The sequence below is a fragment of the Streptomyces sp. Da 82-17 genome (assembly GCF_046098215.1).
GTDB lineage: Bacteria > Actinomycetota > Actinomycetes > Streptomycetales > Streptomycetaceae > Streptomyces.
Genome location: NZ_JBJURH010000008.1, coordinates 33162 through 45317 on the forward strand (window position 1 = coordinate 33162; position 12156 = coordinate 45317).

At 72.3% G+C, this 12156-nt stretch carries 7 protein-coding genes; 6 read left to right on the forward strand and 1 reads right to left on the reverse strand.

From position 1 onward, the window contains the following. The first annotated feature begins 93 nt into the window (after positions 1-93). The 5 genes from ACIDOF_RS15665 to obgE all read left to right on the forward strand — a co-directional run bounded on the left by ACIDOF_RS15665 (position 94) and on the right by obgE (position 8306). Positions 94-4239: a ribonuclease E/G gene (locus ACIDOF_RS15665; protein WP_409006467.1), complete on the forward strand. Its 4146-nt coding sequence runs from the start codon at positions 94-96 to the stop codon at positions 4237-4239. Between the two features lie 302 nt (positions 4240-4541). Next, positions 4542-5864, forward strand: a complete 1323-nt coding sequence (locus ACIDOF_RS15670) for a phospholipase D-like domain-containing protein (protein ID WP_409006468.1) — start codon at positions 4542-4544, stop codon at positions 5862-5864. Positions 5865-6101: 237 nt separating this feature from the next. After that, a complete protein-coding gene (gene rplU / locus ACIDOF_RS15675; RefSeq protein ID WP_409006469.1) occupies positions 6102-6422 on the forward strand; it encodes a 50S ribosomal protein L21 in 321 nt (106 codons plus the stop codon). A 14-nt stretch (positions 6423-6436) separates the two neighbouring features. Continuing rightward, entirely contained in the window at positions 6437-6691 is a 255-nt protein-coding gene (gene rpmA / locus ACIDOF_RS15680; protein ID WP_282515039.1) for a 50S ribosomal protein L27, read from the forward strand. A gap of 175 nt (positions 6692-6866) precedes the next feature. Continuing rightward, complete coding sequence (gene obgE, locus ACIDOF_RS15685; RefSeq protein ID WP_409006470.1) at positions 6867-8306, forward strand: GTPase ObgE; 1440 nt, start codon at positions 6867-6869, stop codon at positions 8304-8306. A gap of 203 nt (positions 8307-8509) precedes the next feature. Here obgE and ACIDOF_RS15690 read toward each other — a convergent pair whose 3' ends face one another. Continuing rightward, entirely contained in the window at positions 8510-10591 is a 2082-nt protein-coding gene (locus ACIDOF_RS15690; protein WP_409006471.1) for a hypothetical protein, read from the reverse strand. Between the two features lie 374 nt (positions 10592-10965). Between ACIDOF_RS15690 and proB the strand changes: the two genes are divergently transcribed. After that, a complete protein-coding gene (proB, locus tag ACIDOF_RS15695; RefSeq protein WP_409006472.1) occupies positions 10966-12072 on the forward strand; it encodes a glutamate 5-kinase in 1107 nt (368 codons plus the stop codon). The last annotated feature ends 84 nt before the right edge of the window (positions 12073-12156 follow it).

Below are 12156 nucleotides of genomic sequence, written 5' to 3' on the forward strand. Positions count from 1 at the left end.
CTACCGGACGGCGGCCCCGCGCATCGCGCGCCGGCCGCGGACGTCACCGGTGCAAGGCGCGGCGCCCGGGAGCCTGACGGGAGAACCGCCCGCATGCTCGAGCCCAACGAGTCCGGTGTGACCGGCGAAGCCGAGGAACACAACAACGCCCCTGGCGACAAGCTGCCGCCGCGCCGTCGGCGCCGCGCCGCTTCCCGCCCGGCCGGGCCGCCCACCGCGGCGGCCGAGACCACTCCGGCGGCGACCGTGACCGTGTCCGCCGCCGACCCCGAGGACGTGGCGGAGGAGGAGACCGAAGAGGTCGAGACCGCCGCTGCCGCGTCCGCCCCCGAGGCCACTGAGGCCCCCGAGACTTCCGAGAGCGCCGCCCCGCCGCGCGCCCGCCGCCGTGCCACGCGCCGCGCCTCCGCGCCCGCCGGTTCGCCGAAGGCCGCCGACGAGAGCGCCGCTGCGGCTGCCGCCGCCGTCACCGAGCCCGCTGTCACCGAGGCCGCTGCCGTCGAGGCCGCCCCTGCCCCCGCCGTCGAGGCCGAGGCTCCGGCTGAGGTTCCCGCCGCGGAGGCTCCGGCGGAGGATGCCGCTCCGCGTCGTACGCGGCGTCGTGCCACGCGGAAGGCGAGCGCGCCCGCCGGTGCGCCGAAGAGTGCCGAGGAGAGCGCGCCCGTCGCCGCCGAGGCCGCGCCTGCCCCCGCCGTCGAGGCCGAGGCTCCGGCTGAGGTTCCCGCCGCGGAGGCTCCGGCGGAGGATGCTGCTCCGCGTCGTACGCGGCGTCGCGCCACCCGCAAGGTGAGCGCGCCCGCCGCCGAGGAGACGCAGGCCGTCGAGACCCCCGCCGCCGAGACCCCCGCCGCCGAGACCCCCGCCGTCGAGAGCGCGGCCGCCGCCGACGTGCCGGTCGAGGCCGCGTCCGCCGAGAGCGTGGCCGAGGCGCCCGCCGAGGCGCCGAAGCGCGGCCGTCGCCGCGCCGCCCGCAAGGCGACGTCGATCTTCTCCGAGCCGCGCGGCGCCGCCCGTGCCGAGCAGGAGGCCGAGGAGCCCGCCTCGCGCAAGCCGAAGCGGCCCGCCGTCGCCGTGTTCCAGGCGCCGGTGTTCACCGAGCCGATGTTCCAGACGCCGGAGCGCGCCGCCGCAGCGGCCGCCGCGGAAGCGGCCGAGGAGGCCGCCGAGTCGTCCGCCCCGGCAGCCCCGGCCGCCGTCGAGGAGGAGCCCGCCGTCGGCGGCCGTCGTCGGCGCCGTCGCCGCGGCGAGCCCGTCGAGCAGGCGCCCGCCGCCGAGCCGGCCGAGGAGGCCGTCGAGGAGGAGCCCGCGGAGGCCGAGGCCGCCGAGGAGTCCGTCGAGGGCGAGTCCGCCGAAGGGGACGAGACCGACGAGCAGGGCGGCCGCCAGGGCCGTCGTCGCCGCCGCGGTGGCCGTCGCCGTCGCCGTGGGGAGTCCGCCGAGCAGGAGCACGAGGACAACGGCGAGGAGAGCTCCGCGGACATCGCCGCCGAGCAGGCCGCGCAGGACGCCGAGGACACCGCCGAGCAGGCCGAGGAGGACGCCGAGGAGGCGGCCGAGGAGCGCGAGCACCCGGGTGCGGGCGGCTCCTCCAGCAGCCGTCGCCGTCGTCGCCGCCGTCGTCGCGCCGGTGACTCGGCCGCCGACACCGAGCCGGGCGAGGGCGACCCGGAGCGCACGGTCGTCAAGGTCCGCGAGCCGCGGCCGAAGAAGGAGACCGAGCCGTCCGACGAGGTGCAGTCCATCAAGGGCTCGACCCGTCTGGAGGCCAAGAAGCAGCGCCGCCGCGAGGGCCGCGAGCAGGGCCGCCGGCGCGTGCCGATCATCACCGAGGCCGAGTTCCTGGCCCGCCGCGAGGCGGTCAACCGGGAGATGATCGTCCGGCAGAACGGCGATCGCACCCAGATCGGCGTGCTCGAGGACAACATCCTCGTCGAGCACTACGTCAACAAGGAGCAGTCGACCTCGTACGTCGGCAACGTCTACCTGGGCAAGGTGCAGAACGTCCTGCCGTCGATGGAGGCCGCCTTCATCGACATCGGCAAGGGCCGCAACGCCGTGCTGTACGCGGGCGAGGTCAACTTCGAGGCGCTCGGCCTGGCCAACGGGCCGCGCCGCATCGAGACCGCGCTCAAGTCCGGCCAGTCCGTCCTGGTGCAGGTCACCAAGGACCCGATCGGCCACAAGGGCGCCCGCCTGACCAGCCAGGTCTCGCTGCCCGGCCGCTACCTGGTGTACGTGCCCGAGGGCTCGATGACCGGCATCAGCCGCAAGCTGCCCGACACCGAGCGCGCGCGTCTGAAGACCATCCTCAAGAAGATCGTCCCCGAGGACGCGGGCGTCATCGTGCGCACCGCCGCCGAGGGTGCGAGCGAGGACGAGCTGCGCCGTGACGTCGAGCGGCTGCAGGCGCAGTGGGAAGAGATCAAGAAGAAGTCGAAGCAGGCCTCGACGAGCTCGCCGAGCCTCCTGTACGGCGAGCCGGACATGACCGTCCGCGTCGTCCGCGACATCTTCAACGAGGACTTCTCCAAGGTCGTCGTCAGCGGTGACGAGGCCTGGGAGACGATCCACGGGTACGTGAACCACGTCGCGCCCGACCTCGCGGACCGGCTGCAGAAGTGGACGTCCGAGGTCGACGTCTTCGCGACGTACCGGATCGACGAGCAGCTCGCCAAGGCGCTCGACCGCAAGGTGTGGCTGCCCTCCGGCGGCTCCCTCGTGATCGACAAGACCGAGGCGATGGTCGTCATCGACGTCAACACCGGCAAGTTCACCGGTCAGGGCGGCAACCTCGAGGAGACCGTCACCAGGAACAACCTGGAGGCGGCCGAGGAGATCGTGCGCCAGCTGCGGCTGCGCGACCTGGGCGGCATCGTCGTCGTCGACTTCATCGACATGGTCCTGGAGTCCAACCGGGACCTGGTCATGCGACGCCTGCTGGAGTGCCTGGGCCGGGACCGTACGAAGCACCAGGTCGCCGAGGTGACCTCGCTCGGCCTCGTGCAGATGACCCGCAAGCGGGTCGGGCAGGGGCTCCTGGAGTCCTTCTCCGAGACCTGCGTGCACTGCAACGGCCGTGGCGTGATCGTGCACATGGAGCAGCCGACCTCCGCCGGTGGCGGCGGCAAGCGCTCCAAGAAGCGCGGCCGCAAGGACGGTCAGGAGCACGTCCACGAGGCGCCGGCCGCCGAGAAGGCGGAGGTCGTCGAGGCCGAGACGGAGGCGGAGGTCGCCGCCGAGGTCGCGGCCCCGGAGAAGCTCGCCGAGCCCGAGTTCCGCCCGGACGAGGAGCTGTACTCCAGCGCCGCCGAGGCGGAGGCGGCCGCGTCCCGTGGCCGTCGGCGCCGGGGCGCGCGCAAGGTGTCGGCCCCCGCGGGTGCGCCGAAGCCGGCCGAGCAGCTGCCCGAGCAGGCCGAGGTGACCGAGCGCGCGGAGCCGTCCGAGCCGTCCGAGCCTGTCGAGAAGGCGGCCAAGGGCGCGAAGAAGGCGAAGCGGGGCGGACGCAAGGCCGCCGAGGCGGAGGCTCCGGCCGAGGCCGAGGTTCCGGTGGCGGAGGCCGAGCAGGCCGCTCCGGTGGAGGAGGCGGCTCCGGTCGCCGAGCCCGCCGCCGAGGCCGCCCCGGCCGTCGTCGAGGAGGCCGCTCCGAAGGGCCGTACGCGTCGTCGGGCCACGCGGAAGGCGACGGCGCCCGCCGGTTCGCCGAAGCCGGCCGAGGACGTGGCCGTGGTCGAGCCCGTTGCGGCGCAGCCTGCCGTGACCGAGCCGGTCGTGACCGAGCCGGTCGTGGCCGAGGCTCCGGTGGCCGAGGCGCAGCCGGAGCCGGAGGCCGCTCCCGTCGAGGCGGCGCCCGCGCGGCCCCGTCGTCGTGCGGTGCGCAAGGCGTCGGCGCCGACCGCTTCCGCCGAGGCGGCCGTCGTGGTGGTCCCGTCGGAGCAGCCCGCTGCGCCGGCGAAGGCCGAGCCCGAGGTCGAGGCGCCCGTCGAGAAGGCGGAGGCCGAGCCCGAGGCCGAGGTCGCGCCGGCCAAGAAGGCGGCGAAGAAGACCACGAAGAAGGCCGCCGCGAAGAAGGCCCCCGCGAAGAAGGCGGCGGCGAAGAAGACGACGACCGCGAAGAAGACCGCGGCCAAGAAGACGACGGCCAAGAAGACGGCCGCCAAGAAGACGGCGAAGAAGACCGCCGCGGCGGAGCAGCAGGCGCTGCCCTCCGTCTCGGCCTCCGCATCGACCGACGAAGGCTGACCGGACGGCGTACCGCCCGGCACCCGCTGAAGACGGCGCCCCCGCACCCGGAGAACCCGGTGCGGGGGCGCCGTCGTTGCTGCGCACGATCAATCCGCCGCCACCCTCTACAACCGCACGGACACTCTGTGTAAGACTCGTGAGTCACACACATGAGCCCACGGTCAGGTGTTCGGAGCGGTGTCCGGGTGGGACGCGTGGCCGGGGCAGGGGAGGGGATTTCTGTGCCCGTGCGCCCGAGATACGAGGGACGGGGCTCCACGGCGAGGCTGCGCAGCGGTGCGCGGGGCCTCGCCGTTTTCATGACCGCACTGTCTGCGGCGGCGGCCCAGACAGCCGTCGCTCAGGCCGCCACGACGACGGAACCGCAGGCCCCGGCCGAACCGCAGGCCCAGGCCCGACCGCAGACCCCGGCCCCACCGCAGGCCCTGTCCGAGGGCCCGGTGTTCAACGACCCGCTGGGCGGCACGACCGAGCAGTACGCGATACGCGAGCGGCTGCTGCGCCTCACCGACTCCGCGCTCCCCGGCTCCACGATCAAGGTGGCCGTCTACCACGTCTGGGAGAAGACGGTCGTCGACGCCCTGCTGCGCGCCCAGTCCCGCGGCGTCCACATCCAGGTCCTGCTCGACGAGACCAGCGTCAGCGACAACCCCACCAACCCCTCGTACGCCACCTTGAAGGCCGCGCTCGGGTCCGACCGGACGAAGTCGTCGTTCGTGCTGCTCTGTCCTACGGGCAAGTCGTGCCTCGGCGACCCGCAGTTCGGGAAGTCGATCATGCACAACAAGTTCTGGCTGTTCTCGGCGGTCGAGGGCGGCCGGGACGTGGTCGTGCAGACGACGACCAACTCGACGCCGTCCGCGAACACCAAGTTCTTCAACGACGCGCTGCAACTGCCGGACAACTCGGGGCTGTTCGCCGCGTACTCCGCCTACTTCGCCGAGATGACCCGCAAGGACTGGGCGTCCTGGCGCTACCGCACGGTGACCGACGGCCGCTACAAGGCGTACTACTTCCCGCGGGCCGGGACGACCGTCGAGACCGACACCGTGCACTCGGTGCTGAACAACATCACCTGCACGTACAAGGACTCCGCGGGCGTCACCCAGCACACCAGGGTCCGCGTCGGCGTCTTCAAGCTGACCCGGCAGGCCATCGCGGACAAGCTGGTCGCCCTGCGGAAGGCGGGCTGCTACGTGTACGTGACGTACGCGGAGACCGACAGCGCCGCGAGCCAGGGCGGCACGCCGGGCACCTGGGAGGCGCTGCACACCTCCGGCGGCCCGTCCCTGCGCTGCTACAACGACGACCGGGACCCGCAGAACCCGGGCGGGAAGCTGGTCACGCCGTACATCGTGCACAACAAGTACCTGCTGATCGACGGGATGTACGTCGGCGAGCGGAACAAGCTCACGTTCACCGGGTCCGGCAACCACACCGGGCCGGCGCTGCGGGAGAACGACGAGGCGCTGGTGAAGGTCGACGACGACTCGGTGCACGACGCGTACCGGGCGCACTTCGACCGGGTGCGGGCGGTCGCCTGGCCGGGCAGCGCGGACTCGACGGACCTGTGCAAGGGCGTGAAGCCGCTGCCGCAGGACGGTGAGCGGCGCTTCGCGTAGCGCGCCCGCTCGGCGCCGGGCAGGGGCCGGTTTGACCCTTCCGGGCGGTCACCGTAATCTTGACCGTCGGCGTGTCGATAGACGTGCCGCACCCCTGTAAACCTTTCTCCTCCCGGGTCTCTGTCCGGGAGCCTCCCGCGCCTCGTGCCCGGGAGAGGCCGATCGCCCTCCAGCTCTGGAGCGACGGGCGGCTGGACTGCGGGGGTCCCGTTTCGAGTCGTAGAGAGTGAGATCCGCGTGTACGCAATCGTGCGCAGCGGTGGCCGCCAGCACAAGGTTGCTGTCGGTGACATCGTCGAGGTTGACAAGATTTCCACTGCCCAGGTTGGCGACACGGTCGAGCTCTCGACCCTGCTGCTCGTCGACGGCGAGTCCGTGACCAGCGACCCGTGGGTGCTGGCCGGCATCAAGGTCCAGGCCGAGGTCGTGGACCACCACAAGGGCGCGAAGATCGACATCCTTCGCTACAAGAACAAGACCGGTTACCGCCGTCGTCAGGGCCACCGCCAGCAGTACACGGCGATCAAGGTCACTGAGATCCCCACGGCTGCGAAGTAAGGGACTGAGGAGAGATGGCACACAAGAAGGGCGCATCGTCCACCCGGAACGGTCGCGATTCCAACGCTCAGCGGCTCGGCGTGAAGCGCTTCGGCGGTCAGGTCGTCAACGCCGGTGAGATCCTGGTCCGCCAGCGCGGCACCCACTTCCACCCGGGCAACGGCGTGGGTCGCGGCAAGGACGACACCCTGTTCGCGCTCGACGCCGGTTCGGTGGAGTTCGGTACCCACCGCGGCCGCAAGGTCGTGAACATCGTTCCGGTCGCCTGAACCCAGGCACCGTAGAGCGAGTTCGATCGCGGATTCCCGCGGCTTTCCGAGGGCGGACCTCACTTCCCGTACGGCTTTCGTACGGGAAGCGGGTCCGCCCTCGGCGTGTTACTAGATAGACAGCAATCGCCAGTACCGCTGGACGTACTGGGAGCACCCCTGGAGGCACACCACCATGACCACCTTCGTGGACCGCGTCGAGCTGCACATCGCCGCGGGTAACGGAGGTCACGGCTGTGCCTCCGTCCACCGGGAGAAGTTCAAGCCGCTCGGCGGCCCCGACGGCGGCAACGGCGGGCGGGGCGGCGACATCACGCTCGTCGTCGACCAGTCCGTGACCACCCTGCTCGACTACCACCACAGCCCGCACCGCAAGGCCACCAACGGCAAGCCCGGCGAGGGCGGCCACCGTTCCGGCAAGGACGGTCAGGACCTGGTCCTGCCCGTGCCGGACGGCACCGTCGTCCTCGACAAGGAGGGCAACGTCCTCGCCGACCTCGTCGGCCAGGGCACCTCGTACGTGGCGGCGCAGGGCGGCCGGGGCGGGCTCGGCAACGCGGCGCTCGCGTCCGCGCGGCGCAAGGCGCCCGGCTTCGCGCTGCTCGGCGAGCCCGGCCAGACCGGCGACATCGTCCTGGAGCTGAAGACCGTCGCGGACGTGGCGCTCGTCGGCTACCCGAGCGCGGGCAAGTCCTCGCTGATCTCGGTGCTGTCCGCGGCCAAGCCGAAGATCGCGGACTACCCGTTCACGACGCTCGTGCCGAACCTCGGCGTGGTCACCGCCGGTGCGACGGTCTACACGATCGCGGACGTGCCGGGCCTCATCCCCGGCGCCAGCCAGGGCAAGGGCCTCGGCCTGGAGTTTCTGCGGCACGTCGAGCGCTGCTCGGTGCTCGTGCACGTCCTGGACACGGCCACCCTGGAGTCCGAGCGCGACCCGCTGTCCGACCTGGACGTGATCGAGGCCGAGCTGCGGGAGTACGGCGCGGGTCTGGAGAACCGGCCGCGGCTCGTCGTCCTCAACAAGATCGACATCCCCGACGGCAAGGACCTCGCCGAGATGGTCCGGCCCGACCTGGAGGAGCGCGGCTACCGCGTCTTCGAGGTGTCCGCGGTCGCCCACACCGGCCTCAAGGAGCTGTCGTACGCGCTGGCCGAGCTGGTCGCCGGTGCCCGGGCCGCGAAGCCGAAGGAGGAGGCGACCCGGATCGTCATCCGCCCGAAGGCCGTGGACGACACCGGCTTCACCGTCGTACGCGAGGAGGACGGGCTGTACCGGGTGCGCGGCGAGAAGCCGGAGCGCTGGGTGCGGCAGACGGACTTCAACAACGACGAGGCCGTGGGCTACCTGGCCGACCGGCTCGAACGCCTCGGTGTCGAGGCCGAGTTGACGAAGGCCGGCGCCCGGGCGGGCGACGGCGTGGCGATCGGCCCGGAGGAGAACGCGGTCGTCTTCGACTGGGAGCCGACGGTGGCGTCCGGTGCGGAGATGCTCGGCCGGCGCGGCGAGGACCACCGCTTCGAGGCCCCGCGGCCTGCGGCACAGCGACGCCGGGACAAGCAGGCGGAGCGGGACGAGGCGGAGCAGGAGTTCGACGAGTTCAAGCCGTTCTGAGGCTTCTGCTTCTCGGATACGTAAGAGGGCGGCACCCGGAGATTTCCGGGTGCCGCCCTCTTGTGTTGCCGTAGGTCGGCGTTCAGCGCACTCGGCGCGTGGGCGTTGTGCCCACCCTCCCCCGAGCTCTCGGCTTCGCTCGAGCAGGGGGCGCCCCCATCGCCCTGCGGAACGATTGCCCACAGCGGGGGTAGGTCACCCGATCAGGCGCTGACCTCTTCGGCGTCCTCGTCGGCCGCCGTGTCCGTCTCCGCCGTGTCCGTCTCCGTCGTGCGCTGGGCCGGGATCTCCGAGACCACGCGGGACTCCGCGCGGGCGCGGCGGGCGTCGGACTCGGCGCACAGGGCGCGGATCGCGGCGTTGAAGCGGTCCAGGGACGGCGGGTCCGACGGGCCGAGCAGGTGCTCCTTCAGCTCGGCGCGGGCGTCGGCGTACGTGTCGAGCTCCGGGTTGCGGACCGCGTCCAGGAGCGCGGGCACACCGTCCGCCTCGGGCGTGAGGATCGTCGCCGCGCGGACCGTCGGGAAGCCGGAGCGGAACTCGGCCTCGGTCATGCCGGACGTGTTGGCGACCGCGTACGGCTTCTCGCTGCTCAGCCAGTCCGAGACCACCGAGGAGACGTCGCTGATCAGCAGGTCGGCCTGGTTGAAGCAGGAGAAGATCGGCGGCCGGGCGCTGGTGATGATCTGGTGCTCCCACTCCGGGAACGAGCTCCAGTACGCCGCCTCCCAGGCCGCCGTCGCCGCGGCCACGGCCGCCTCGCGGTCGCCGGAGGGCGCGGTCTGCAGCATCATCCGCTCCTGCTCGTCGGTCCCGGTGCGGAACGACGACGCGGTGAGCGCGTCCAGCTCGGCGGCGCGCAGGGCCAGCTCACGCTCGGCCTCGGGGCCGGGGCGCGGGCCGGTGCGCTGCGTGTTGGCCTCGCGGATCATCGCCTTGATGCGGTCGTTGGCGGCGCCCGCGCGCGGGTCCTGCGAGCCCGTCATCGGGTGCGGCTTGTAGAGCAGCCGGACCTTCGGGTCGGCGAGCAGCTCGCGGACGATGTTCTCGCCGGCGAGGACGACCGAGGTGTTGCCCGGGTTGCCGTCCCAGCCCTCCCAGGTGGGGGCGTAGAGGACCGTCGTGTACTCGCCGGTCGGGGCGCCCGTGTACGGGCGGATCGGGGAGAGCTGCGGGCGGCCGACCTCCACGACGTCCTTGTCGTCGACGCCGATGTCCGCGAGCTGGTAGCGGTCGCGGGCGGCGGGGCCGGCGACCCAGACCTCGTCGTAGGCCTTCGCGTACGGGTTGCAGGAGGACAGCTTGTCGCTCTCGCCGTGGTTGATGAAGGCGTGCTTCAGCGTGGGGATGCGCAGGACCTGCGAGGTCTTCGCGGCGTTCGCCGGGTGCAGCATCATCTTCAGCGTCGAGTCCTCCAGGGCGAACATGTTCGCGACCTTGGGGACGCACAGGATCGGCACGTCGGTGGCGTCGATCTTCTGCACCATGAAGCGCTCACGCAGCACGATCAGCGGCTTGCCGTCGACCTTGGCGAGCGTCGACAGCCACATGTTCGCCTGGTACGCGGAGGTCGTGCCGCCGGAGAAGTACATGGCGACGGTCGGCTTGTACTCGTCCAGCCAGGACGACAGCCACTCCATGACCTTCTCGTCGTTGACGCGGCGCTTCTTCGGCAGCATCCACGTGGCCAGGTACGCCGTGCCGCCCGCCATCAGGGCGAGCGAGACGCCGACGCCGACCGCGCCCGCGTACACCGTCTTGGTGAGCGCGGAGACCATCAGGCCGACCGTCGCGGGGGCCGAGAAGACAAGCAGGCGGTGGGCCTGGCGGCGGGCCAGGATGCGCGGCGGGGCGGCGCTCAGGTGCAGCGCCGACGCGTCGATGTTGCGCGTGACGATGGGGAGCTGGCGGCTGCGCCGGACCAGTACGGCCAGGGCCTGGCAGACGAAGTGCGCCAGGTAGAAGGCGAGCAGCGCGATGGTGAGCGGCGCCTGCTCGGCGAGCGGGTTGATGCCGGGCAGCCGGAGCAGGCCGACGACGATCAGCATGTCGCGGAGCAGCTGGCGTACCGTCACGTCGAAACGGATCTTGGCGAGCAGGGCGAGGAGGCCCGGGCGCTTGTACTGCAGATAGGTGTCGAGGGCCAGACCGCCGGCGCTCGCGACGATGAAGACGGGCAGATTCGGCAGCAGAGCGCCGGCGAGTTGCGCCGTGAAGAGCGCGAACATCGTGAACAGCGAGAGCAGCTGCACGACGCGGCGGGGGGCGAGTCCGGCGGAGGGCACGGGCTGGGCTCCTGGCAAAGTTCGGATGGGGGGAATGCGGTGAAAAATGACCCCGCAGCGGCCCGTGGGGGAGGACCGTCCGGGGAAGGCTGACCCCTGACCGTATGACCATCGGCGCTGCCTGGGCAATCTTCCGTGACAACTATCACCGGATACCGGGGCAAAGCGACCCAACCCCGAGCCCGCCCCGGCCGTCCGCCCCACGCCCTCTTCCGCCCCTGCGCGCGGCGCCGCGCTGCCCCCGCGCTGCCCACGGGTCGGAATGCGAAGGCGGACGCCTGTATCTCTCACGTAGATTGCGGAGCGAGTGGCGTACCAAGCAGCACAGGGGATCACAGGTGTCAGGCGCAGCGTCAGGCGTAGCAAGGAAGAGCGTGGCCGAGGCCCGCCGCATCGTCGTGAAGGTGGGGTCCTCCTCGCTCACCACGGCCTCCGGCGGCCTGGACGCGGACCGGGTGGACGCCCTCGTCGACGTCCTCGCGAAGTCCCGCAGCGGCGGCGAGAAGGAGATCGTCCTGGTCTCGTCCGGCGCCATCGCCGCCGGTCTCGCCCCGCTCGGCCTGCGCCGCCGCCCGCGCGACCTGGCCCGCCAGCAGGCCGCGGCCAGCGTCGGCCAGGGCCTGCTCGTCGCCCGCTACACCGCGTCCTTCGCGCGGTACGGCGTACGCGTCGGCCAGGTCCTGCTGACCAGCGACGACATGGCCCGCCGCGCCCACCACCGGAACGCCTCGCGGACCCTCGACCAGCTGCTCGCCATGGGCGCCCTGCCGGTCGTCAACGAGAACGACACGGTGGCCACCGACGAGATCCGCTTCGGCGACAACGACCGCCTGGCCGCCCTTGTCGCCCACCTCGTCCGCGCCGACCTCCTCGTGCTCCTCTCCGACGTGGACGGGCTCTACGACGGGGACCCGGCCAAGCCCGGCACCTCGCGGATAGAGGAGGTGCGCGGGCCCGACGACATCGCACACGTGCAGATCGGCAGCGCGGGCAAGGCCGGGGTCGGCACCGGCGGCATGGTCACCAAGGTCGAGGCCGCGCGGATCGCCGCCGCGGCCGGCATCCCCGTCGTCCTCACCTCCGCCGTGCACGCCGCGGACGCGCTCGCCGGCCGCGACACCGGCACGCACTTCCACAGCACCGGCCGCCGCTCCGCCGACCGCCTGCTCTGGCTGCAGCACGCCTCCACCCCGCAGGGCGCGCTCACCCTCGACGACGGCGCGGTACGGGCCGTCTGCGAGCGGCGCACGTCCCTGCTGCCCGCCGGCATCCAGGCCGTCGAGGGCGAGTTCAGCGCGGGCGATCCCGTCGAGCTGCGGGACGCGGAGGGGCGCGCTGTCGCCCGCGGCCTCGTCAACTTCGACGCCAAGGAGATCCCGCAGCTCATCGGCCGCTCCACGTACGAGCTGGCCAAGGAGCTGGGCCCGGCGTACGACCGGGAGGTCGTGCACCGCGACGACCTGGTGCTGTTGCACGACTGAGGCGGTTGACGGCGTACGAGGTGTCTGTGCAGCTCGAAGCCTGATCCGGCCGAAATGGGCCGCCTTGGGAGGGGGACCTTCCGT

Coding starts and splice junctions, on each gene's coding strand:
- ACIDOF_RS15670 (WP_409006468.1), top strand. CDS start 4,542: ATGACCGCACTGTCTGCGGCGGCGGCCCAGACAGCCGTCGCTCAGGCC.
- rpmA (WP_282515039.1), top strand. CDS start 6,437: ATGGCACACAAGAAGGGCGCATCGTCCACCCGGAACGGTCGCGATTCC.
- obgE (WP_409006470.1), top strand. CDS start 6,867: ATGACCACCTTCGTGGACCGCGTCGAGCTGCACATCGCCGCGGGTAAC.
- ACIDOF_RS15665 (WP_409006467.1), top strand. CDS start 94: ATGCTCGAGCCCAACGAGTCCGGTGTGACCGGCGAAGCCGAGGAACAC.